Raw genomic sequence first — 24,729 nt, 5'->3', positions numbered from 1 at the left:
ACCATTAACCATTGAATATATGAAAAAACGTATTGGCATTCTTACTAGTGGCGGTGACTGTCCGGGACTGAACTGTGTCATTCGAGCAGTTGTGAGCCATGCTACGCTTACCTATGATTGGGAAGTTGTGGGTATTCCTTATGCCACTCAAGGTTTGCTGGAGCGAAGTGCGATCGCACTTAGCGTTCACGGCTGGGATTTGCGCGGTATCGACCCCCTGCTGAATATGGGTGGCACTATTTTAGGCACAATCAATAAAGGAGATACCTTAGCCCGTGCTAGTGAGATGATTGCTAGTTATGCAGCTTTACAGTTAGATGCGTTAATTGCCATTGGTGGGGATGGCAGCATGAATATTATTCATCAGTTGGCTAGTCTTGGCAATTGGAATTTAGTAGCCATCCCGAAAACTATAGATAATGATGTCGCCCTCACAGAACGAGCGATCGGATTTGATACTGCTGTAAATACGATTGTGGATGCTCTCAATCGTCTTACATTTACCGCCGCTAGTCACGATCGCGTCATGATTGTAGAAGTGATGGGACGCACGTCTGGACATTTAGCATTACACGCAGGGATTGCCGGCGGTGCAGATGTAATTTTGATACCCGAATTAGCATACACAATTCCCGGTTTATGTCAACATCTCGGTGAACTGCGAAATACTTGGGGGCGGAAATTTGCCATTGTTGTGGTTGCTGAAGGCATTTCCACCTGTGCCACAGATTTTGGTAATAGTTGCAGTTTAGAAACAACAACTAAATCCCCATCATTAAAATGTGGCATGGGACAATATATTGCCGAGCAAATTGCTCAATGTACTAGCCATCAAGTTGATACCAGAGTTTCTGTTTTAGGACACATTCAGCGTGGTGGAATTCCTTCCGCTTTAGACCGCTTAACAGCTACAGTCTTTGGCAAAGCGGCTGTCGATTTAATCGCTCAAGAAAAATATGGACAGATGGTAGCTTGGCAAAATGGCCAAGTTGTGGCTGTTCCCATTGCAGATGTGGTAGCTAAAAGTCCATCACCTGTAGACCCTGGTGGTTATTTGGTACAAAGCGCTCGTTGTTTAGGCACTTATATTGGGGAATGAAACCATAGCAGGGAACAGGGAACAGGCTTTAAAGTCGCTCAGTGTCCATGTTCGATAATTCGTCTTTGTCATTATTTCTGCTTTGACTGCTACATATCAATTTTTCGTGTTGACTGTTAACATTCAACGGTCAATAGTTAACGCTCAACATCTGCTTTATAGAAACTAAATGTCTGAGTTGGCAAATTCCAACTACCAAACACACCAGTACCTAAAGGTAAGCCATGAGGATTGAACCTGAGAGCGTGTCCTGGCGCATTGGGATTTTCCACCACAGCCAAAGAAGTTTTGCCCTGTCCTGTCCAGTAGATTTTCCCGTCAGGAGCTAACCTTGGCCCAGAATAGCCAGTCACATCACCAATTGCCAATGTATCAATTATGGTCTCCTTCTCTGTCACTAAGTCCATTTGGTGCGGAATGGCATTCCAACCTTCTAAAGTATGTTTGCTCCATTGTCCAAACTCCCAATCACCTTTAGCGTAATACAACTTTGTCGCGTCAGGAGAAAAGGCGCAGGAGTATCCTGCCGAACCGCGAATTAAAAAATCGCTGTGGCTGACTTTTCCGGTAGTGCGGTCAAATTTGGCGATCGCAATTCCCAATCCTGCTACACCCAAGGCAACTTTGTTCCAATTGGGACTGAAAATAATTGAACCTTTATGAACTCGTTTACCAACTAAGGAGTTCAGGCGATTTTCGGGGAAATCAATTGCTGAGGAAACATATTTGCTATTGATGCCGCTTTTGTCTACTGAGTAAGCACGCACCTCGGTTCTGCCGTTAAAAATCAGTATCCAAAATGACTTACCATCGCTATGAGGCGCAACACCCAAAGCTTCCCCAGGATTATCCATTTTTCCTGTGAGTTTTCGGTTTAAAACAATTACTGCACCGTTCATACCTCGCGATAAATCGGCAATTGAGTAAAATATCGCCTGGTTGTTGTTTGTCAAGATGTAGAATCGCTCTGGATTACCAGGAGCAGGTACAATTGCTACTGCCTGTGTTGCCGACCAACTTTTTGCACCCCAAACTCCATCTTCTAATATTTGATGAGTTTGTCCATTGAAGATTAGCTGTCCATCACTATATAACCGGAGTTTACCTGTCTGAGGATCTGTGTAGCTGGCAGTTGCCTCAAAACCTGAACTCTGTCCTGCTTTGGTAATAATTTGTGGGCGATAGTCACCAAAGTCTATCAGGACTTTTTTGTCAACTCCTGTATACCAAAATCGATCTGGAACAGCAAGCTTCGTAATAGATAGTGTATTCATAGTGAGTTTTCTCGATCAGCCAATTTGGTAATTTAATTGTCAAAACTTTTTAGAAGTAGGACTTGCTAACATCTGTAGTTTGCAGTTTTCTCAAATTAGAACGTTCTAATTACGTAGTAATTGTTGTGATTTTTGTACGGAATACTTTATGCTTACACGAGTATGCATAAAAATTAATTTTTGGCAATCATCTTAAGATGTATATAATTGTACTTAATTGAACTTTTACTTATTAAAACATAATATAATATGTGGTTATAAACCATGTTTTTGCTTGATTATGCTTAAACTTAACATACAGAATCGTGAATTTTTGTAATTTTATACACAAACCTTTTGATTCCCTAGTGTTATCTTTTAATGTCTTTGTAATTGACAATTTATATTTATCAATCGACTTCAAGCTATAAGCTAAAATGTTACTTTATTGCAGATTACTATCAAAATACATCTATCAATGTATTAATTGCAGCTAATACTTTAGATACATGACATAAGCTGGATAAAGAAGTCATAGATAAAACGAATACAGCGATCGCAACTATTGAAGCGTTGGGAGATGTTGCTAATAGTTGATTTGTGTGGCGATTTAGCAGATTTAAATCAGGAAAATCTCTTGCTAAATTTTAAGAGTTAACGGAGATGTTCAATGAAACTTTACTACATCACATTGAATAATACAGATGAAGCTCGGCAGATTGGTCGAGCATTACTCGAACAAAAGTTAGTAGTATGTGTTAACTGGTTTCCTATTACTTGTGCTTATAGTTGGGAAGGAGAAATAACAGAAGAACCAGAAGTAGTGCTAATAGTAAAAACTCAAGATGGTTACGGTGCAGAGATTGAAAAGTTAATCCGCCAGCATATCAGCTACACTAACTTTATTGCAGAGATTTCGCCTACAGCGATCAATTCAGGATTTCTCAGTTGGTTGAATGCCGAAGTTCCCATGAGAAATTTTCAAACTAACCCATAGGAGAATTGTGACTCAATGCAATTACTCAAAACTAGTGAGTCTAGTGACTACATTGCTTTGGCTAAATCTTTAGCACAAGAATTTGCTCAGACTGCTGTAGAACGAGATGTTCAAGGAGGAACACCAAAACAAGAACGCGATCGCCTCCGCCAAAGTTATCTACTGCACCTGATTATTCCCAAAGAATACGGTGGCTTGGGTGAAAGTTGGATTACAACATTTAAAGTTACCCGCGAGTTTGCTAAAGTCGATAGTTCTCTAGCCCATGTTTTTTCATATCATCATCTCGGCGTGGTGATTCCCCACATCTTTGGTAACGCCGAGCAGAAAGAACGATATTACACTGAAACTGTCCGTAATAACTGGTTTTGGTGTAATGCACTCAATCCTTTAGATAAACGAACCATTCTCACACCAGAGGAGAATGATTTCCGACTCAATGGCATAAAAAGTTTCTGTTCTGGTTCTTTTGATTCAGATATACTACCGATTACAGCCACTAATCAACAAACTGGTGAATTAATGATTCTGGCAATTCCCACACAGCAAGCAGGTGTTACCATTCATGCTGATTGGGATAACATGGGGCAACGCCAAACAGATAGCGGTAGTATTACTTTTGACAATGTATTAGTTCACCCACAGGAAATTCTTGGCATTAGAAATAAGCCCAGCGCTCCTTTCGGTACAATCCGCGCTTGTTTGACGCAATTGAATCTGGCAAATATCTACTTAGGAATTGCTGAAGGTGCATTTACTGCTGCTAAAGAATATACCAGCACAACCACTAGACCTTGGCTAACATCAGGTGTGGAAAGTGCAACTCAAGATCCATATATTTTGCAACACTATGGCAATATGTGGGTAGACTTGCAAGCAGTAAAAGTATTAGTAGAACAAGCCGGAGAATTACTGCAAACAACCTGGGATCAGCAATGGGATTTGACCGCCCAACAACGGGGAGAATGTGCAGTTGCGATCGCCACAGCCAAAGTCGCTGCTACTAAAGTTGGTTTAGAAGTTACTAACCGCATCTTTGAAGTGATGGGCGCACGTGCTACTAACAGTAAATATGGCTTTGATCGTTATTGGCGCAACCTCCGCACCTTTACCCTACACGACCCAGTAGATTACAAAGTGCGAGATATTGGTAACTGGGCGCTGAATGATCAGTTACCACAGCCAAACTTTTATTCATAGACTCGAATAAATACACTAAGTCCATAGAGTTAACGTAAAATTATATTTGAGCAAAAACCAGCAATGCACACTAACAATAGATTAGTGTTTATCTAAGCGGCGTTTTTTGGGAGGGAAGCTATGGCAATTTTAAAACTAGAAGATGGCAAAATTATCACAGATATAAATCAGATTGCCCAAGAACTCGCACCCTTGAACATTCAACTTAATCGCTGGCCTGTAAGAGAGGATGCAGAGTTAAATTGTTTGCTGAAGCAAGATAGCCTCAACGAAGACCAAAAAGCCCAAGTCCTTCAGTCTTTAGAACATTATTTTGCGCAACTACAACAAACAGCAGGCTATCAATCTCGTGATTTGATTGTGTTGCATCCAGAAATTCCTAACCTGGATGGATTCTTGGCAAAATTTACCCAAATTCATACTCACGCAGATGATGAGGTACGCTACATCATCGATGGGGAAGCAATTTTTGGCTTTGTGCGTCCTGACGATAGCCAAGTAGAATTAACAGTGCAGCCAGAAGAATATATCAACGTTCCAGCCGGAACCGAACACTGGTTTTATCTCACCCCAGCACGGCGAGTCAAAGCAGTCCGCTATTTCATAGATACAGCAGGTTGGGTTCCGCAGTATACAGGTAAAGAGATTCGCACCCGTCAAACTGTAGCGTCACAAGTGTAAGTTTGCTGCAAAAATCAGGATATCAACTTACTCTAACAGGATGAACTGTGAAGCGGATTGTATTTTGCGATTTTGATGGGACAATCACAGTTGAAGAAACCTTTGTCGCGGTGCTAAAAAAGTTTGCGCCGGAAGTTGCTGCACAATTTCTCCCAGAAATGTATGCACAGCGGGTAACACTGCGGGAGGGAGTCAAGAAAATTTTAGAATCAATTCCATCTTCACAGTATCAAGAAATTTTAGAATTTACGCGATCGCAACTTATACGTCCAGGATTTACCGAACTGCTAGATTTTCTTGATTCCCAAGGTATCCCCTTGGTTGTGGTATCTGGTGGACTGCGGGGAATGGTAGAAGTTGTGTTAGGTGAGATAGCCCAAAGAGTAGCAGCTATTCACGCCGTTGATATAGATACTAGTGGTGCTTACTTTCAGGTTAATTCTAATTATGAAGGTGGTACAGAATTAGTCGCCAAAGTGCAAGTGATGGCAGAGTATCCCGCTGATGAGACAATTGCCATTGGTGACTCCCTCACAGATTTAAATATGGGATTGCAAGCTTCTATTGTATTTGCCCGCGATCGCCTAGCGCACTATTTAGACCAACATCAAAAACCCTACATTCCCTGGAATAATTTCTGGGATGTTCAGGAGTATCTACAGCAATTGTAAAAATGACGAATCAAACTGTGATTGACCTTCGTGAACAACTGATTGCAACAGCCCGTCACGATATTATTAGGCGATCGCAGTTTTTGGATTACCGTTGGGGGAAGGTGAAAGGGTGTAGGTGTTCAAAACCCTTACACCACCTATCAGCCATCTCTCCCCTGCTATCCGAACCGAATAAATAGGTGTATAACAGTTTATCTACGCACATTCACACCAGCAACTGAATTAGCCCTCTGTTCTAATTTTTCTGGGTTTGTAGCTTCCAGATACTTAGCCGCCATTTCTGGGGTGAGGAGTTCTAACATCAAACGATTTTCAATCCAAAATTCTACAACATCGAAAGCACCATCACGGCTGCAAGGAAGCACCCGCCATCCTTCCCGTGCGCCAATTTGTTCAATTTCCTCTACACTCAGAGGGACAGAAATTGCTGCATGAACCGATGTGTAGTTTGCAGGATGCTCATTCATCTGAAATCCTGCTTGTCCTTGCCATGCGTCTGGGATAAGCTCACTACCTAATGGATAAAACTCAATTCCTGTGCCAAATTCATCTCCCACCATCATCATATAACCACCAGGATTAGGTGAAAACGGTACTACTCTACCGTGCATAATCTCTGCCATAACATTAGCTACGTGCTGAGGATTTTTTACAGAAATAGAAATGTGATGGAGCATAATAACCTCTTAAAACATTATGAAAACATCAAGCTATGAAAACGTTCTAACCTGATCTATAGCTTTTTTAAAAATTATGAAATCTATCTTGAGATGTTCAGTAACTTTTCACTGTATATAAAAAGTCATTGGACAGGGAAAATAAATATTAACAAAAAAAACTATAGTCTGTCCTTTTGACTTCAAGCTGTGTTATTGACTTTCTGTAGAATTTCAAGATAATTCAAAGATTCAGAAACAAATCTTTACTTAGCAAAAATTATTTGAATTTTTATAAATTAGTAAAGGTGCGATCGCCACAGCAAAACGCACCCTACAGTAGTAACAAGTTAGTATTGAATTAAACGCAAATAAATCGGTAACTAAGCGAAGTTATTAAATGATGCTGACTTACCAAGAGTGTCTGATCCACTCGTAAATCTTTAAATACTCTGCTCCAGGAATATTCCAAGAGTAGTCATATTTCATCCCCTGAATCGCTAGTTGACGGAACTCATCAGGAGACTGATACCACAAATCTATTGCCCGATTCATGGCAGACTCAAGAGCATAATTATCTGTCTCATAAAATACGTAGCCATTGCGCTTTTCTGGTGGCAAATTCTGGTCGTAATCTCTATCAAATACTGTATTTACCAATCCACCGACACCGCGAACAATAGGAACTGTGCCGTATTTTAAACCAATCATCTGAGTTAACCCACAGGGTTCATAATTGCTGGGAACAACAATCATATCTGCCCCTGCATAAATGAGGTGGGATAATTCTTCATTAAATCCCAATTCTAAATGTACATCTGGGTTATTATTTAAAAATGCTTTTTCATGCTGAAAATGAGCATTTATTGCGGCTTCTGTAGCTGAACCAAGTAATACAAACTGTGCGCCTTTGTTGAGTGCATGATAAATCGCATGATGTACTAAATGCACACCTTTTTGATTATCTAACCGACCGATGTAAGCAACAATTGGTTTATCAGCAGCACGCAGCATCAGCTGCTCTCGCAAAGCTTTTTTATTATATAGTTTTTGTTCAAAATCCTCGTGGGTGAAATTATAGGGAATGTAGCGGTCAACTTCAGGATTCCAAAAATCGTAATCGATACCGTTGAGAACCCCGGTGAATTTATCTTGATGCAAATGCAATGTATGGCCTAAACCACACCCAACTTCTGTATAACGCGCTTCCCAAGCGTGGTTTGGTGAAACTGTTGTGACTGCATTGGCGTAAACAATACCCCCTTTCATGTAGTTCAAGGCAAAGGGGTTAAAGTTATCGCGCAGCTTATCGTATTGGAAGTAATAAGCTTCTCGATTTAATCCTGTCGCCCAGAGAGTCTGCGCACCGCCTATTCCTTGATGCTTGAAGTTGTGGATGGTGTAGCAAACTCGCTGATATTCCATGCCATTGTATTTGTAAATCTCAGCCAGCAAGACGGGAATTAACCCGGTTTGCCAGTCGTGACAATGGATAATATCGGGGCGCTTGTTGCTTTGATTGAGAAATTCTAAAGCAGCTTTGCTGAAGAAGGCAAAGCGCATATTGTCGTCATCGCAACCATAATAGCAGCCGCGATTAAAGAAATTATCTTGCGAGTGGGGTTGAATAAAGAAGCACAGCCTGCCATGTACCCAGCCACAGTACACAGAACAGTGAATTGCTGCACCGTACCAAGGTACCCACAAATCCCTATAGGCATCATGCAGTCCCCAAATATGGTCGTAGCGCATACAATCATACATGGGCAAAATAATCTCGACGCAATGCCCTCTACCTTCTAATTCTCTACTCAGTCCGTAAACAACATCCCCTAAACCGCCTGCTTTAATTACAGGAGCGCATTCCGAGGCAATCTGTACTATGTACATTCCTAGTCCTCGCTATACAAAACTTTATATTTACTATACTGATCAATATATGAAATATGTACTTATTGACAAGTAAGTATTTGAATGTTAATCAGGAAAGCTTAATACAAACGGTAGAGAGGGAGGTTGTTTCATCCGCTGCAAGACTTATACTGAGGAGATTTGAGGAGTATTTAATATAGTCACATATCTTACACCAAGCGATTGAAGTCGGGGCTAGGTGCAAGATGTGAATAGTGGAGTCCATATTGCAAACTATCAATAAGTTTGCTAATGTATATACTATGTATATACATTAGCAATTCTCGTATTTGTTAAAGTTGTTTTACTCAATTTAGTAGTGTCTTATGATTGCAACTATTACAAAGTGGGGAAACAGCCTTGCTATTCGTATTCCCCATAATTTAGCTAAAGAAATTCAAATAGCTGAAGGCTCCGAAGTGGAAATTGGTGTGGTCGATGGAAATTTAGTAGTGAAGCCGAAAACTCGCAAGAGCTACTCACTGGAAGAACTGCTACAAGGAATCACCCCAGATAATCTTCATACTGAAATTGATACTGGAATTAATGTAGGGAATGAAATCTGGTAACACAAGTGAACTCTTACATTCCTAATCGGGGAGATATTGTTTATTTAGACTTTGAACCCACAAGAGGGCATGAGCAAAAAGAGCTAAGACCTGCTTTTGTAATATCACCCTATACATATAATGAGAAAACCTCCTTAGCTTTGTTTATGCCAATCACGAAGCAGCAGAAAGGTTATCCTTTTGAGGTTGTTATCCCATCTGGTTTCAAGACTTACGGAGTTATTCTTACAGATCAAATTAAGTGTTTAGACTGGAAAGCTCGGAATGTTCAGTTTGTTGAGTCTTTAGCAGAGACAGTGATTGAAGAAGTACAGGCAAAGATAACAGCATTGTTATTGTAAATATCTAGTGGATTATTCATTAAGACTTATTGACGTTTTTGGGCCAGTCTTAATAATCAACAAAAATGCTCTAGCTTAATAATTATCCGATCGCACCAAATAAAAACCTGAGGGGTGACGCTGCTAAAATACCAAATGACTACCAGCGACTCACCAGCACATCTCACAAGCCATGACTACAACGATTGACTTTCTCAGTCACCTTAACCCCAGCCAACGTCAAGCCGTAGAACACTATTGTGGCCCGTTGTTAGTTGTGGCTGGCGCTGGTTCGGGTAAAACACGCGCACTAACTTATCGCATCGCGAACTTAATTCTCAAACACCGTGTCAACCCTGAAAATATTCTGGCGGTGACTTTCACCAACAAAGCCGCGCGGGAGATGAAAGAACGGATACAAAAGCTATTCGCCGAACAATTGGCGATGACGCAACACGGTACAAGATTTGAGTTGTTACCAGAACACGAACAAACAAAGTTGCGATCGCAAGTTTACCGCACAACTATCAAAGATTTGTGGTGTGGCACATTCCACAGTTTATTTTCGCGGATTCTGCGCTTTGATATCGAAAAATATCAAGATGAAAAAGGCCGCAAATGGAATCGTAATTTTTCTATTTTCGATGAATCTGATGCCCAAGCTTTAGTGAAAGAAATCGTCACCAAACAATTAAACCTCGACGATAAAAAGTTTGAACCGCGTTCTGTGCGCTACGCTATCAGTAACGCCAAAAACCAAGGCTTATCACCGCAAGACTTTGAAAGAGAGCAACCAAATTATCGCGGACGAGTCATTGCTCAAGTTTACAGTTCCTATCAAGATAAATTAGCAGAAAATAATGCCCTCGACTTTGATGATTTAATTCTTGTCCCGACAAAATTATTTCAACAAAACGAGCAAGTTTTAGGTTACTGGCATCGCAAGTTTTGTCATATTTTGGTAGATGAATATCAAGATACAAACCGCACTCAATATGATTTGATTCGGTTGTTAGTGACAAACGGCGAAGACAGAAAGAGTGAATGGGATTGGCACAATCGCTCAGTATTTGTGGTAGGTGATGCTGACCAATCAATTTATAGCTTTCGCATGGCAGACTTTACCATTCTGCTGGAATTTCAGAACGATTTCGGTGATGGTTTGCCTGACGAAGATACGCGCACAATGGTGAAGTTAGAAGAAAACTATCGCTCTTGTGAAAATATTTTACAAGCTGCAAATGAATTAATTGAAAAGAACACGCAACGAATTGATAAAGTTCTTAAGCCAACGCGGGGAAGCGGCGAACAAATTTATTGCCACAAAGCTGATGATGAACTTGCTGAAGCAGATTTTGTGATTCGGCAAATTCGGAATTTAGAACATCAACATCCCGAATTAAATTGGGGTAGTTTTGCAATTTTGTACCGCACTAACGCCCAATCTCGCCCTTTTGAAGAATTGTTGGTGAGAAATCAAATCCCTTACACAGTTGTGGGTGGGATGAAATTTTATGACCGCAAAGAAATTAAAGATGTTATAGCTTATTTAAGAGCGATCGCTAACCCGGCTGATACAGTTAGTTTATTGCGTGTAATCAATACACCTAGACGAGGAATTGGCAAAGCCACCATTGATAACTTAATTAACGCCTCTCAACAATTAGGTGTTAATTTATGGGAAATTCTCAGCGATGAAACATCTGTAAATACGTTAGCTGGACGTTCGGCAAAATCGGTGAATAATTTTGCCCAAATGATTAGCCGCTATCAAGAACAAGTCGCAACGGTTCCTGTTTCCGAGATTGTTATGGGTTTGTTAGATGAATCTGGTTACGTGCAAGACTTGCAAAGTCAAGGTACAGATGAAGCAGAAGACAGAATTCAAAACGTCCAGGAACTTTATAACGCCGTCCTGCAATTTCAAGAAGAAAATGAGGATGTTTCCTTAACAGCCTTTTTGCAAAGTACAGCCCTGAGTTCTGATTTAGATAATTTAAAAGAAGGACAAACAGCAGTTTCTTTGATGACTTTGCACGCTTCTAAAGGATTGGAATTTCCTGTAGTCTTCTTGGTGGGTTTAGAACAAGGATTATTCCCGAATTACCGTTCAATGAATGACCCCGCAGCCTTAGAAGAAGAACGGCGCTTGTGTTATGTGGGAATTACCCGCGCCCAAGAACGCTTGCATTTATCCTTCGCCCGCGAACGCCGTTTGTATGGTTCAAGAGAACCTGCGTTGCGATCGCAATTTCTCGACGAATTACCCCCAGAATTATTAACTAGCCACAGTAAAATGCACCAAACTTATACCAAAATTGCTGCAACAAATCGCGGACAGCAAGAGGTATCTCACAATTGGCAAGTCGGTGATAAAGTGCTACACAAAACCTTTGGGATTGGTGAAATAACTCACGTTTTTGGTGCAGGAAATAAAATCTCAGTAGCGATTAAATTTGCTAGTTTAGGACAAAAAATTATTGACCCTAGAGTAGCCCAGTTGCAAAAAGTAGATTGAACAAAAAACAAGCGAACGAGGACTCAATGAAAAATTCAGTCCACTTGATGGGATTTTTGGTATCAGCCCAGAATTAAAGTTCTGGGCGGGACTTCGTTAACATACCCTACACAGATGCGTTAGTATTGGTAAGTGTCTTCAAAAAGTAAGAAAATTCAAGTATTTTTACTTACTTTAATTTAAAGCCACAAAAAAATCCCCGGAAAAATGCTATTCATCAGTTTGATACCCATCGAACCGATGTGCTATACAAGTAAATTTTTAACAATTAACAATGGTAGAACGCCCAATTAAGAAATCGGAACGTCAGGCTCAAGCAAATACTGACAATAACTCAGGAAATTCTGATTCTGCGCCTTCTATTGAATCTAATCCTAAACGCTCTCATTCTGGCTCTAATCGCTCGTCTGGTAAAAGAAAAAAAGAGTCTTCTAAGGGTGAAGTTAAACAGCAGATTAATCCTGCACTAGCGCGTGGGCCGAAACCTGTTAAAACTCCAGTCATTGTCAAATCGGAACCAGAAGCTGAGTCAGAACAAGTCTCTGAAAATTCTTCAGAGGAATCATCAAACGCTGATTCTTAATTTATACCAAAGTGCTGAGTGCTGAGTAATCTTTTTGTTACTCAGCACTCAGCACTTTCAACTCAGCACTCTTCATAGTTTGTCCGTTGGTGGTTTCTCGCTGTCGCTAAGTTTAACCAAACTCTCCAAGCCATACCAAAGCAGAAGATACAAAGTGGTTGTCTTCCATTTTGCTAACGGGGGAAGTAGTCTTTTCAGAACGATCGCAAATACAGTAAAAGGTATAATTACTCGCAAATCTACACTTTCTTTGGTTATTTGTTGAACTTGCTGGTTCAGGTTAGATAAAGTTTGAGTGAAATTTTTTGGCTGGGATTTTGCTTCTGGGGTCTCAATGATGATTATGCCTTGAGCCTGTAATTTATCTAGGATTTCTGTAAAATTACTTTTTTCAGCAGCAGAGTATATTGTAATACTGCCTGTTTGAGAATTCACCTTCACCTGATCAACTTGCGGAAAAAAAACTTTGAAGGAATTAGCGATTAGCTGAATTTCTTGTTGTTCCTGGTGCTGAGGGGAAATTCTTAGCCGTAGCCTTCCCGGAGTCTGACTGACAATTTGGAGATATATTGGTGTGGATAAATTCTCTAAAGGTAATTCTGGCATACAACCTCACGGGAATATGTATGTACTTGCCTGTGAGCAGTCATACAATTAGCTGATGAATTTACCATCTATACTAGATGAATCCGATTTGATTACTGAAAATCCTTGTGTAGGTAGGGAACTCTTAACAGGGAACAGATAAGAGGAAAGTCAGATGTGTACTGATTTTTTTCACTAATCAAATATGAGTCATAATATTACCCCAGAGCGATCGCAAAATTTTTGAGTTTACCGAACATCAATAATTGATTCTTGGGAACTTAATTTTAGAACATTATCTACTGTTGATGTACGTTTGGCGATCGCATCCATAAATAGTCCTTCATACCGGGCAATTGCCTGTTCACAAGCATAATGCTCGACGGCAAACTGTCTACCTTTTTTACCTAAATGCTCTCTTTGCTGGGGATTATGGTACAACTCTAAGACGGCCTTTGCTAGGGCATCGGCTGATTCTGGTTCGACAATTACACCTCCGCCACTGTCTCGAATTGCTTTAGCCGCCGTACCTGTTGCTGGTACTGAACCAATAATGGGACGGCCACTAGCTAACAACAAGGGAATTTTAGAAGGCATATTAAAGGAGATTACATTTCGCTTCTGTACAATCAACCCGACATCAGCCGCAGCTAACATTTGCGGAAGTTGTTCGCGCGGCTGTAACGGTAAGAGTAAAACATTATCTGCCCCACAGGATAAACAATATTGTTGTAATCTTCGCAAAGCGATCGCTTCTCCTGCAATCACAAAGGTAATATCTGGAATATGACGCAAATTAGCAGCAGCAGCGACTACTGTCTCTAATCCTTGGGTCAAGGCAATGTTACCAGAATACATCACCACAAATTTTCCATCTAATTGATGGGTAATTTTCCAAGGATTATTCTCTTTTGGTAAAGGATGAATGAAATTAATATTGACCCAGTTAGGAATACAAATAATTTTTTTGGCAGATACACCTTTACTCACTAAATTTTCTAAAAAACCATCAGCAATCACGCTAATGGTTTGGGCATTTCGATAAGCAAATTTCTCTAATAATTCACAGAAGCGGATCATCCATTTATTTGTCATTAACCCGACACGCACTGCTGCTTCTGGTAGAATATCTTGCACATTCAACACCACTGGACAATTATATAGTTTCCCTAACAAAGCCGCTGGTAATGTTACTAATAACGGTGGTACCGTCAGCAAAATTACATCTGGTCGTTTGCCTCTAATAGCTTGTGGCAAACTAGTAATAATAAAACTTAACTCTAGTAGCAATCTGTCGAGCAGATTGGGTTTTGACTTGATGCGCAAGTAACTGCGTTGAATAGTTACACCATTAATTTTTTCTGTAATGTACCACTTACCCTGATAGCCTTGATAAATTTCTCGTTGTGGATAGTTGGGCATTCCTGTTATTACCCGCACTTCATGACCTTGTTCTACTAGTCCTTCTGCTAGTTCGGTCATTAAAGGTGCAATTCCAATCGGTTCTGGATGATAGTTATAGGAATAAATCAAAATACGCATGAGTTATTTATAAAATTTGTGCAATTATCATTAATTCAGTTAAATTAATCTTTTCTAAAAAAGTTACATTTTTCTCCCATACTTTTGTTAAAAAAAGATAAAAATATATGTATATTAAGTCCACATTATGGCTTTATTTGACATTAAAAATTATACCAACTCACATGAAATTAAAATATACTGCTCTACACATTAAACCCAAAAAACTTGAATTTTAATTATTGTTTTACGTAATCAAGATGTAAAAAAGTTTATTCGTGCAGGAATATTACACAGAAGCAAACCAAGTTTACCACTGAGTTAGTCGTATATAGCAATCCGTATAGGAGTTGCAAACAAATTTGTTACCTGTTCCCTGCCTTAACGAGTAGTTTCTAAATTAAAGAGAATTACTATATGAAAAATTATGTAAACAAGTAAGTATTGCTGCTCATATATTTTTCCATTACAAATAGCGGTATCTTACTTTAGCAGCAACAGTATATATGCGGAAACTTTTTTTTAGCTATCTAATAGCTTGATTAATATTAGGTAAAAAATATCGATACAGGCAATTAAACGTTCAGGTAATTTCTGATTTGCTGAACGATCGCACCTAAATCTTGCGAGATATCAATATAAATTGCTTCAGCTGGGGTAGGCACTTCTAAGGTATCGAACTGGCTTTGTAAAAGATTAACTTTCATGAAATGACCAAGGCGATCGCGCAATCTTTGCTCAATCAACTCATAATTGCCTTGGAGATACACTAGCTTTACTCGTGGATCATCAACGCAGAGAATCTGACGATAACTGGCTTTTAGTGCTGAACAAGCCAAGATGACATTTTTGTCTGCTTGCAACCATTGTGCGATCGCTGTTTGCAGCGTTTGTAACCAAGGTAGGCGATCGGCATCAGTTAGTGGTTCCCCTCTGCTCATTTTTTCTGTAGCGGCGGTTGAGTGAAACCAGTCTGCATCGCTAAATTCCCATCCCGTCGCGGCTGCAAGTGCTTGACCAATGGTGGTTTTACCAGAACCAGCGACTCCCATGACCAAAATAATCATTTGTAGTTAGAAATACTACAGGCTGAAGAAGTTTAGGGGTGTAAGGGTGTAAGTGTTCAAAATTCTTACCCCTTTACACCCAGTCTCAACAAACTATCTTTGTGCGTAAGTACTCCTTTACGCCAATCCAACTAGCTTTTCGCTTAAATCCCACAGGCGTTCAGCTTTGGCGTCATCCCGCGCTTGGGGAGAAACTCTTTGCACAAAAGACTTACCCTCTTTCTTCTGGCGATTTCCCCAACTCCAATAAGCACCAGATTGCTTGTACTCAGGCTCGATGACCACTGCTGCAACCCTTTCTCCGGCCAAGTCCTGAGATACATATCCCCCAGTAATGTACTTCTGGAACAAGGGGAAGAGTTTCTGGAACAAAGGATAGTGGTTGCGGAATAAGGGTGTTTCTGCCACACATCCGGGATAAAGAGAAGTGAAAGTAATACCAGTTGATTCGTGATAGCGCCGATCCAGTTCGCGCATGGTCAGCACGTTGCAAACTTTACTGTCTTTGTAAGCTTTGACTGGTTCAAATTTCTTACCGTCAATCATCGAAATTGGTGCTTTAAAGCCTGCAACAAAGCCTTCCAATTCACCCAAGTCAGGACGCGGCGGAATCTTACCACCCAATTCGTCTGGGTTGTGGGTGACGGTTCCCAAAATTACCAACCGCTTATCCGCAGCCGGGGAACTTTTCAAATCATCAAGCATGAGGTTGCACAGCAGAAAATGACCAAGGTGATTGGTGGTCATGGTTAACTCGTAGCCTTCGGGACTGCGTAACGGCTCTTTGATTAATGGCATATAAATAGCCGCGTTACACACCAAAGCTTCTAAGGACTTGCCACTGGCTCTAAAGTTATTGACAAACTGGCGCACGCTATCTAAAGAACCCAGGTCAATATGCATGATGGTATAGCTGTCCTTGGGTATTCCCACTTCTTGGGCAGCTTTTTCAGCCTTCGCCAAATCTCGGCAGGCCATAACAACGTGCCATCCTCTGCGAGCAAATGCTTTTGCAGCGTACAAACCCACCCCAGAGGATGCGCCTGTGATTACAACCGTTGACTTCCGATCCTGTGCCATTGCTATTTCAGACTCTGTTATCGCCTTTTACTATCTCCTGGATCTTACATCACTGCGTTATACAGATAATCTATCAATTTGTGCTTAATACTTGTTAACAAACGTTCAGATTACATCTCGGTTTACAGTTATTAATTATTGCGAAATATGAAGGTGATATCTATATTGAATGCTGAGTATAGATAATCTTCAGGCGATCGCTTTCCAGGTCGTCTCAGATGCGATCGCCTTTTCATTGCTGAGAATAGTTAATTTTAACCTGTGGCTCTACAAACAACTTTGTAAAATCAATAGACCTCTTGCAAAAGCAACTTTTGCAAGATATCAGTTTACAGTCACTCTTGTAACAGGGAACAGGAAGAACTTGGGGCTATTCCCCGTTCCCCGTTCCCTGTTCCCGACTTCTGCAAGAAGTCTAATGTCTGTTTTTTTACTTTAAATTAAAACAATAATGGTGGGCGTGACCCACCAAAAAAGTCTATAGCAGTCCTAAATGAGTGACAAATAAATCTGTTCCCTGTTAAGCGTTCCCCGTTCCCTCTCTTGACGAATAAGTTTGTAAATCAAATAGTATTGCTATATTTGTTTTTTTATTATAGTAAATATTCTCTAGTTTGCTGATGATTGATGAACATTTCCATGTCGTATTCAATATTGTCTAAAATAATTGAAAAATTAGTTCTGTCATATTCCCCCTCACAGAAAGTTTCCATATATAGGTTGCTGCCTGAATTATCAATATATGCCTTCGTAAACATAAACAATAAATTCAATTCATTCACATACTCTAAGAGATGACTTCTACTTATATTGAGGTTACACGAGTAAAGAATTCTAATTAATACTCCTCGGTTTGGTACATGTTTAACAATCAAACCATGCTTTCTGGGATGACGACATAAAAGCAAATCATTTTCTTCATCAACGTGATATCCGTTGAATTCTAAATGGTTACGATATCTTACTAAAGGGTGAGCTAAATAATCACCTATATTAATTTCGGACATTGATATAAACCTCACAAATGCTTTAACCAACCTAATTGGTTAAAATTAGTATTCCCACTTAGATAGCATTGATCAACTGAATCGTGAGACAACCATAGCATTTCTTATTTTCTCAAACCAAAATCTCAACATCATCTCGCCTCTACGAGCCGCTATGAGAGAGCGTATAGCCTCAAATAAGCAGTATGCTCTGGGTTAGAGCATACTGCCATGACAGAAAGTTTAATGAAATTGTACAAACAACTTACTTGCCTTCTGCCGTATTCTGAATTCTAAATTCAAAATGCTGCTGTGAGTCTCAGCCTGTATACCAAGCAGCACCAAGTCTGTCTTTAGTAGCTACAGCAGATTCTGTTGCTTTTGTGCCATTCATTGTCCAAATCTTGTCTACACCTGTTGCTTGATCGCGCCAGTATACATCGGTTTTGCCATCACCATTATAATCGCCAAAGGATGGTGTCAAGGATGCGCTATTGCTGGGGAGGAACGCTTCGGATTTAACTGCTGTACCATTCATTAACCAAGCGGTGTTCTCACCAGTCTTCTGATTGTGCCAGAAGATATCTGTTTTGCCATCACCGTCGAAATCACCAATGTTTGCTTGCCAATTGGAATCGAGGGTTTTAGCAGCGCCTTCTGTGACGATGATACCGTTCATAGTCCAAATTTTGTTTTGACCGGTGGAAGTATTTCTCCACAGAATATCAGTCTTCAAGTCGCCGTTGAAATCACCAAGGATAGGAGTTAAAGCAGAAGATTGAGATTGGAGATTAAACTTACTGACTTGTGTACCATTCATAAACCAAGCACTGTTAGCACCAGTGTTGGGATTGCGCCAGAAGATATCACTCTTACCATTACCGTCAAAATCAACAACAGTTGGAGTCAAGCCTACTGCTGTTGTTTCTAGAACATTTGCACTCGAAACTTTTGTGCCATCCATCAACCAAAGGGCATTTTGGCCAGTTTGAGCATTATTCCAGAAGATATCTGTTTTGCGATCGCCATTGAAATCACCAATTAAAGGATTCCAGTTGGCATCTACTTTCTCTAAAGCTGCTGTACTGGCAACTTTAGTGCCATCCATCAAAGCAACTCTATTTTCGCCTGTTTGTTTATTCCGCAATAAAAAGTCGGTTTTGCCATCATTATTAAAATCGGCAATTTTGTAAGTCCAAGTGTTGATGTCAAACTTACCCACAGAACCTTGTGAGAGAACTTGTCCACCATCCATGAGGCGCAGGACAATCTCACCAGTTTGAGCATTAACCCACATTTTGTCTACTTTGCCATCACCGTTAAAATCGGGAGCAATGGCTGCACTTCTTAAGTAAGGGTTGGGATTCGCGCTTGCTGTTACTTTGGATGCTGAAATTTGCTGTGTTTCTAAAGAATTTGTTCCTAATGTTGAAGATGTACTACGTCCTAGAAATGTACCTAACCCTTGCTGATCATTCAGGTCTGAGACTAATTCATTTGATATATCCAAAGATTGATAAAACGAGCTTTTATTGTTTGCAAATGGTGAGGAATTTTGAATTAGAGACATAGTGCGTTCTTATCACTGGTTGTCATTAAAGTTTTAACTTGGAAATTACATCAATTTCTGTAATTTAATAACAGTTATTGTTTTTTGTATTTTTTTTAATAAACATTTTTTAAATCTAAATATCAAGGTTTATATACACAAATTATTTGCCATAAATCATTTTCATGACTTTTGCAAGTGCTGCATAATCAATTAGCTATTTTGTCAGTGTATTTTATTAATGTCAGGCTTTAAATATATAAAATAAGTTTGTTATCTACTTATCAGCAATAAAAAATTAAAATGCCCAACAAATACAAAACTTCCTTACCAAAAAAAAGTGCTGATTTGAAAGTGCTTCCTCTCTGAGTTAAAAGACCGCCTACAAAGGGCGGGGCATTTACCAAAGTGCCGAGTACTTTTTTCTTACTCAGCACTCAGCACTCAGCACTCAGCACTGAGAATGGTAAATTTAGTTAAAATAACTGAAACAAGCAACTACAAAGAGGCTCTATGTGTATAGCCACTGGTTGCCAAATGTGTAAACTAACACAATAATTTTACAAATTGAACAGCTATGCAATTAGAATATCGGCAGCGTCGGGAGCAGTTAATGGCAAAAATTGGTAATGGTACTGCGATTTTTCGGAGTGCGCCAATGGCAGTAATGCACAACGATGTCGAATACGCTTATCGTCAAGATAGTGATTTTTATTACTTGACAGGCTTTAATGAAGCGCAAGCAGTAGCAGTGTTAGCACCACATCATCCAGAACATCGCTTTGTGTTGTTTGTCGAACCCAAAGATCGAGAAAAAGAAGTGTGGTCTGGTTATCGCTGTGGCGTAGATGCAGCCAAAGAAATTTATGGTGCTGATGCAGCTTACCCCATCAATGAATTAGATGAAAAGTTGCCTCAATATTTGGAAAAAGCCGATCGCATTTATTATCATTTGGGACGCGATCGCTCTTTTAACGAAAAAATCTTACAATATTACCAAAGTCTACTGCGGACTTATCCCAAGCGGGGTACAGGGCCAATTGCGATTGAAGATACCTGTACAGTGCTGCACAGTATGCGGCTGATTAAAACAGCAGCCGAATTAGAAATGATGCGCCAAGCAGCTGCGATCGCTATTGAAGCACACAATCAAGCAATGGCGATCGCTAAACCTGGACGTTATGAATATGAAATTCAAGCCGAAATAGAACGAATTTTTCGCTTGCGCGGGGCGATGGGGCCTGCTTATCCTTCAATTGTGGCTTCGGGTGTGAATGCTTGCGTTCTCCACTACATAGAAAATAACCGCCAGATGCAAGATGGGGAATTACTGTTAATAGATGCGGGTTGTGCATACAGTTATTACAACTCAGATATTACCCGGACATTTCCCGTCGGTGGTAAGTTTACGCCAGAACAAAAGGCATTGTATGAAATTGTACTAGAAGCACAAAAGCAAGCGATCGCCCAAGTACAACCAGGTAACACCTTTAAATCAGTTCACGATACCGCCGTGCGCGTCCTCACCGAAGGTTTAGTTGACCTTGGCATTCTCAAAGGCGAAATTGACAAAATCATCGAAGAAGAAAAATATAAACCATATTATATGCACCGCACCAGCCATTGGTTAGGCTTGGATGTGCATGATGTTGGCGTGTATCAACACGGAGATGACAAACCCCAGATTTTACAACCTGGTCAAGTGCTAACAGTGGAGCCTGGACTCTACATCGTACCGGATACAAAACTAGCCGAAGACCAACCAGAAACAGATTCACGTTGGATAGGTATTGGCATTCGCATTGAAGATGATGTATTAGTCACACCCACAGGCCATGAAGTATTAACCACTGGAGTTCCCAAAGAAGTAGATGAAGTAGAACGAGTAATTTAAAAAAGGCAGAGGTATAAGGGTGCAGGGGTGTAGGGGTGTAGGGGGAGAGTATTTTACTCAAAACTCAGCACTCAGCACTCAGCACTTTCCAGGGAACTTCAGCAGTTACACGGAAGCTATAAAAAGCCAGATCAGTTATTCAGTGGAGGAGAGTCAGTACATCTAGCTAGAAAACAATGGTTAGTAATAGTTCGGTGCAGGCAGAAAAAACCCAGCGCTTGGTAATGCGCCTGCCACGCACCTTGAGTTATCTAGAAACCTGGGGTTTTGGGCTGACGGGTCATGTAGGATGGATTGGCACTGCACCGGTTATCCATGCAGCACTGGGATCTAAAGCTATTTTAGTTTGGTTGTTTGGGGCGATCGTCTCCTGCATTTTGAACTTACAAATTCAAAGTTTAGGTAAACATTGGTTAGATGTAACAGGAGGAACACCTAATTATACGGCTCGGCTACTCCAGAAATTTCCTGGTTTGGGTCTTTACGTCGCCTTGGGATATTATTTTAGCTGGGCAGCAGCACCAGCATTATATGCAATTATCCTCACAGACCTAGTTAAGGTTAATTTCCAACCTTTAGGCATTTCTTGTCCAGAAACTTTATTAAAAATTGTCTTTACGGCGATTCCGTTTATTGTTGCATTCAGTGGTACTCGTGCTGTAGCACTGCTGCACTTATTTTTTGTGATCCCAGCAATTTCATTAGTACTGTTGTTTTGTACTCAAGGCGTAGCCTGGTTAGCTTTCTCAAATGGTACTAATCTTTTTCCACCTAGCACACATAGCCTCAGCTTTGCAGAATGGGCAAAGTGGTTTTTTTTGGGCAGTTATTCAGTTTATGCTTGTGAAACCACATCTGCTTTTGTAGCTGATAGCCGTTCTCCCCATAAAACGTTAAAGTTTTTAACTATAGCAGCTTGGCTAATTCCGCCAGTATTTATCGGTGGTTCTTGGGTATTAATGTGTGGTGCTACCAGCCCAGAAATCGGTGAAGATACATTCTTGAATTTACTAGCAGCATCGCAGCCTTTTTGGGGGAAATTTGCCCCTTTTTTAGTGACATTGCTGATAGCTTTCTCATGTCTTCTCAGTTGTGCTACGGCAGTTACCAACTCTCCACGCATTCTCTATCAACTTGCCTTAGATAATCAGTTGTCTCCCGTATTCACAGTAGTTTCCCGCCAAGGTGTCTTGGGGCCTGCTATATTTATTACTTTTTTACTCAGTCTGCTTTGTTTGAATTTCAGCAATGTATCTCAAATCGTCACAGTAGCAGGCACATGTTATTTAGTATCGATTATGGGACTGCATTTAGGATTGTGGCTATGTCGGGGTAAGCCAGAGGTGTTATGGCCTTGGTGGTCATTGGGTTTTTTTTTAGTAGAAGCAATAGTTTTAGTAGTTGGAGGTTTAGCTTGGAGTTGGCAAGAGTTATTGATTGGGATAGTTTTACCCCTAGTGCTGATGATAGGAGATGCAGCGCTACGTCGCTGTAGATTTGCACCATTTCAATCTCAATGGTGGACACAGCGTTACGCAGCGAAGTCTAGTAGTCACAACCCAGATTTTGTTGTACTTCAAGTAATTGTTCTCGTTTCACTCATCTGTAGTTCTGCTATCGGCAGTTGGTTTCTGCGTGACTTATTAGATGGAGTTCATGATACCTCGCGCAATTCTTTACTAGCTGTGGCACTAGTAATGCTGTCGTTTATTGGAGTAGCGATCGCTTGCTGGACTACCCTACCACAAATTGCGGCTATTGATGAAGCACGCCAACAAGCGAAAAATCTATTTATCACCACCCTTAATACAGTTCCAGATACAGTTTTAATTGTTGATGAACAAGGTACAATTCTTCAGACAAATGTCGCGGCTGAAGAACTATTTCAAATTAGTACCCAGCAGTTAGTTGGACAGAACTTGAATCAATTCCTCGTTAACCATGATGGCAAACCAGAGCAATGGTCTATGCGGAGTGAACAAACCCTCAACACTAATCAAGGTTTATACATTGTTGAATCTACTGTGTCGCAGCCATCTAATCTGCAAATGCGACAATATGTTGTAATCCTCCGAGATATCACTCAGCGGAAACTGGCAGAAGAAGAATTACAACAATACCGTTGTCAACTTGAGCAGTTGGTAGAAGAACGTACCATTGAACTTATGAAAGTTAATCAACAACTGCAACAAGATATTTTTGAACGACAACGCGCCCAAGATTTATTACTGCACAACAGTCTGCATGATGCGCTGACTGGACTACCCAACCAATCTTTATTCATGGAGCGGGTAAAGCAAGCTCTAGAACGCACTAAACAACAAAAAAATTATGTATTTGCTGTTATCTTCTTAGATTTAGACCGCTTTAAGGTAGTGAATGACAGCCTAGGACATTTACTCGGTAATCAACTTTTAATTGCCATTGCTCATCGAATTCAATCAGTTCTACGCGCTGGAGATATGGTGGCTCGTTTTGGCGGCGATGAGTTCACCATTTTACTTGACGAAATTGATGGTATCAATGGTGCTACACAAGTAGCTGGTCGAATTCAAAAGTTACTTGCTTTACCTTTTCAATTAAATGAACATAAGGTGTTTACCAACGCAAGTATGGGTATTGCCTTGAGTACAAAGAATTATGAGCAAGCTGCACATATCCTCCGAGATGCTGATGTGGCAATGTATTCTGCTAAATCTCTTGGTAAGGCTCGCTATGAAGTATTTCATCCCAAAATGCATGAAAGTGCATCTCTGCTATTGCAATTAGAAACTGCTATGCGCCATGCACTCATCCAGCAAGAAGAATTTCGCCTTCACTACCAGCCTATTGTGTCACTGATGACGGGCAAACTTACCGGATTTGAAGCATTAATCAGGTGGCATCATCCAGAAAGAGGAATTATTTCTCCAGAAGATTTTATTCCCCTAGCGGAAGAAACTGGCATGATTGCTTCTATTGGCAAATGGGTGCTTTATGAAGCCTGTCGTCAATTGCAAGCATGGCATCAACAATTTCCCACTTGCTCACCCCTAACAATTAGCGTCAATTTTTCTGGCAAACAAATTATGCAACCTGATATCGTCAAACAGGTTCAACAAGTTTTGCAAGATACTGGCTTGGAAGCAGGTAGTTTGAAGTTAGAAATTACTGAAAGCTTGCTTATGGATAATTTTGAATTAGCAACTGCTATGCTTTCACAGCTAACAACCTTAAATGTCGATTTGCATATGGATGATTTTGGTACAGGTTATTCCTCCTTAAGTTATTTGCACCGCTTACCACTCAAAACTATTAAGATTGATCGGTCGTTTATTAGTAATATCGGTAGTCGAGGAGAAAATTTAGAAATTGTCCGAGCAATTGTCACATTGGCTCACAACTTAAATATGTCAGTAACCGCCGAAGGGATAGAAACAGTAGAACAGTTAGCCCAACTCAAAGCCTTACAATGCGATCAAGGACAAGGATATCTCTTTTTCCCCGCATTGGAAGGTGCTGCGGTAGAAGTACTACTTGCTAGTAATGTGTCTGACGCGAACTTTTTAGAGGTGTAAAAATACCTTTATTCTGTTTTTATACACTC

21 protein-coding genes are annotated in these 24,729 nt (G+C 40.4%); 12 read left to right on the top strand and 9 right to left on the bottom strand.

Features of this window, described 5'->3' with window-relative positions; genetic code table 11:
- Positions 1-19: 19 nt before the first annotated feature.
- Positions 20-1,099, top strand: coding sequence for an ATP-dependent 6-phosphofructokinase (locus ACMX3D_RS10165; protein ID WP_482751301.1), 1,080 nt, complete (start codon positions 20-22; stop codon positions 1,097-1,099).
- Positions 1,100-1,236: 137 nt separating this feature from the next.
- Here the strand turns inward: ACMX3D_RS10165 and ACMX3D_RS10160 are convergent, their stop codons facing one another.
- Positions 1,237-2,373 carry a hypothetical protein gene (locus ACMX3D_RS10160; RefSeq protein WP_482751300.1) on the bottom strand — a complete coding sequence of 379 codons (1,137 nt, stop codon included), beginning with the start codon at positions 2,371-2,373 and terminating at the stop codon, positions 1,237-1,239.
- A gap of 649 nt (positions 2,374-3,022) precedes the next feature.
- Here ACMX3D_RS10160 and cutA point away from each other — a divergent pair.
- From cutA to ACMX3D_RS10135, 5 genes are all read left to right on the top strand, one after another.
- Complete coding sequence (gene cutA, locus ACMX3D_RS10155; RefSeq protein WP_482751299.1) at positions 3,023-3,349, top strand: divalent-cation tolerance protein CutA; 327 nt, start codon at positions 3,023-3,025, stop codon at positions 3,347-3,349.
- A gap of 15 nt (positions 3,350-3,364) precedes the next feature.
- Complete coding sequence (locus ACMX3D_RS10150; RefSeq protein WP_482751298.1) at positions 3,365-4,549, top strand: acyl-CoA dehydrogenase family protein; 1,185 nt, start codon at positions 3,365-3,367, stop codon at positions 4,547-4,549.
- A 120-nt stretch (positions 4,550-4,669) separates the two neighbouring features.
- Positions 4,670-5,230: a 1,2-dihydroxy-3-keto-5-methylthiopentene dioxygenase gene (locus ACMX3D_RS10145; RefSeq protein WP_482751297.1), complete on the top strand. Its 561-nt coding sequence runs from the start codon at positions 4,670-4,672 to the stop codon at positions 5,228-5,230.
- A gap of 47 nt (positions 5,231-5,277) precedes the next feature.
- The gene (locus ACMX3D_RS10140) at positions 5,278-5,901 is read left to right on the top strand and encodes an HAD-IB family phosphatase (protein ID WP_482751296.1); all 624 of its coding nucleotides are present in this window, start codon (positions 5,278-5,280) and stop codon (positions 5,899-5,901) included.
- 2 nt (positions 5,902-5,903) lie between these two features.
- Positions 5,904-6,083 carry a hypothetical protein gene (locus tag ACMX3D_RS10135; protein WP_482751295.1) on the top strand — a complete coding sequence of 60 codons (180 nt, stop codon included), beginning with the start codon at positions 5,904-5,906 and terminating at the stop codon, positions 6,081-6,083.
- A 12-nt stretch (positions 6,084-6,095) separates the two neighbouring features.
- Here ACMX3D_RS10135 and ACMX3D_RS10130 read toward each other — a convergent pair whose 3' ends face one another.
- Together ACMX3D_RS10130 and glgA are read right to left on the bottom strand one after the other, a co-directional pair.
- Positions 6,096-6,581 carry a hypothetical protein gene (locus ACMX3D_RS10130; protein ID WP_482751294.1) on the bottom strand — a complete coding sequence of 162 codons (486 nt, stop codon included), beginning with the start codon at positions 6,579-6,581 and terminating at the stop codon, positions 6,096-6,098.
- Positions 6,582-6,971: 390 nt separating this feature from the next.
- On the bottom strand, positions 6,972-8,450 hold the full coding sequence (glgA, locus tag ACMX3D_RS10125; protein WP_482751293.1) for a glycogen synthase GlgA: 1,479 nt from the start codon (positions 8,448-8,450) through the stop codon (positions 6,972-6,974).
- Positions 8,451-8,797: 347 nt separating this feature from the next.
- Between glgA and ACMX3D_RS10120 the strand changes: the two genes are divergently transcribed.
- The 4 genes from ACMX3D_RS10120 (at position 8,798) to ACMX3D_RS10105 (ending at position 12,461) form a co-directional block, all read left to right on the top strand.
- Positions 8,798-9,040, top strand: a complete 243-nt coding sequence (locus tag ACMX3D_RS10120) for an AbrB/MazE/SpoVT family DNA-binding domain-containing protein (RefSeq protein ID WP_482751292.1) — start codon at positions 8,798-8,800, stop codon at positions 9,038-9,040.
- A 5-nt stretch (positions 9,041-9,045) separates the two neighbouring features.
- Positions 9,046-9,381: an endoribonuclease MazF gene (gene mazF / locus ACMX3D_RS10115; RefSeq protein WP_482751291.1), complete on the top strand. Its 336-nt coding sequence runs from the start codon at positions 9,046-9,048 to the stop codon at positions 9,379-9,381.
- 172 nt (positions 9,382-9,553) lie between these two features.
- Complete coding sequence (gene pcrA / locus ACMX3D_RS10110; RefSeq protein WP_482751290.1) at positions 9,554-11,878, top strand: DNA helicase PcrA; 2,325 nt, start codon at positions 9,554-9,556, stop codon at positions 11,876-11,878.
- 274 nt (positions 11,879-12,152) lie between these two features.
- The gene (locus tag ACMX3D_RS10105) at positions 12,153-12,461 is read left to right on the top strand and encodes a hypothetical protein (protein ID WP_482751289.1); all 309 of its coding nucleotides are present in this window, start codon (positions 12,153-12,155) and stop codon (positions 12,459-12,461) included.
- Between the two features lie 72 nt (positions 12,462-12,533).
- Here ACMX3D_RS10105 and ACMX3D_RS10100 read toward each other — a convergent pair whose 3' ends face one another.
- The 6 genes from ACMX3D_RS10100 to ACMX3D_RS10075 all read right to left on the bottom strand — a co-directional run bounded on the left by ACMX3D_RS10100 (position 12,534) and on the right by ACMX3D_RS10075 (position 19,270).
- Positions 12,534-13,067 carry an HMA2 domain-containing protein gene (locus tag ACMX3D_RS10100; RefSeq protein ID WP_482751288.1) on the bottom strand — a complete coding sequence of 178 codons (534 nt, stop codon included), beginning with the start codon at positions 13,065-13,067 and terminating at the stop codon, positions 12,534-12,536.
- Between the two features lie 228 nt (positions 13,068-13,295).
- A complete protein-coding gene (locus ACMX3D_RS10095; protein ID WP_482751287.1) occupies positions 13,296-14,588 on the bottom strand; it encodes a glycosyltransferase family 4 protein in 1,293 nt (430 codons plus the stop codon).
- A gap of 554 nt (positions 14,589-15,142) precedes the next feature.
- Complete coding sequence (locus tag ACMX3D_RS10090) at positions 15,143-15,634, bottom strand: gluconokinase (protein WP_482751286.1); 492 nt, start codon at positions 15,632-15,634, stop codon at positions 15,143-15,145.
- Positions 15,635-15,751: 117 nt separating this feature from the next.
- Positions 15,752-16,714: a protochlorophyllide reductase gene (locus tag ACMX3D_RS10085; protein ID WP_482751285.1), complete on the bottom strand. Its 963-nt coding sequence runs from the start codon at positions 16,712-16,714 to the stop codon at positions 15,752-15,754.
- 593 nt (positions 16,715-17,307) lie between these two features.
- Positions 17,308-17,721, bottom strand: coding sequence for a DNA mismatch repair protein (locus tag ACMX3D_RS10080; RefSeq protein ID WP_482751284.1), 414 nt, complete (start codon positions 17,719-17,721; stop codon positions 17,308-17,310).
- A 298-nt stretch (positions 17,722-18,019) separates the two neighbouring features.
- Positions 18,020-19,270, bottom strand: coding sequence for an FG-GAP repeat domain-containing protein (locus tag ACMX3D_RS10075; RefSeq protein WP_482751283.1), 1,251 nt, complete (start codon positions 19,268-19,270; stop codon positions 18,020-18,022).
- Positions 19,271-19,826: 556 nt separating this feature from the next.
- Here ACMX3D_RS10075 and ACMX3D_RS10070 point away from each other — a divergent pair.
- Together ACMX3D_RS10070 and ACMX3D_RS10065 are read left to right on the top strand one after the other, a co-directional pair.
- On the top strand, positions 19,827-21,143 hold the full coding sequence (locus tag ACMX3D_RS10070) for an aminopeptidase P N-terminal domain-containing protein (protein WP_482751282.1): 1,317 nt from the start codon (positions 19,827-19,829) through the stop codon (positions 21,141-21,143).
- Positions 21,144-21,319: 176 nt separating this feature from the next.
- On the top strand, positions 21,320-24,700 hold the full coding sequence (locus ACMX3D_RS10065; RefSeq protein WP_482751281.1) for an EAL domain-containing protein: 3,381 nt from the start codon (positions 21,320-21,322) through the stop codon (positions 24,698-24,700).
- The last annotated feature ends 29 nt before the right edge of the window (positions 24,701-24,729 follow it).

The sequence above is a fragment of the Anabaena sp. TISTR 8404 genome (assembly GCF_056847745.1).
The sequence above is the reverse complement of the archived record's forward strand: the minus strand, read 5'-3'. Positions and strand labels throughout refer to the sequence as shown.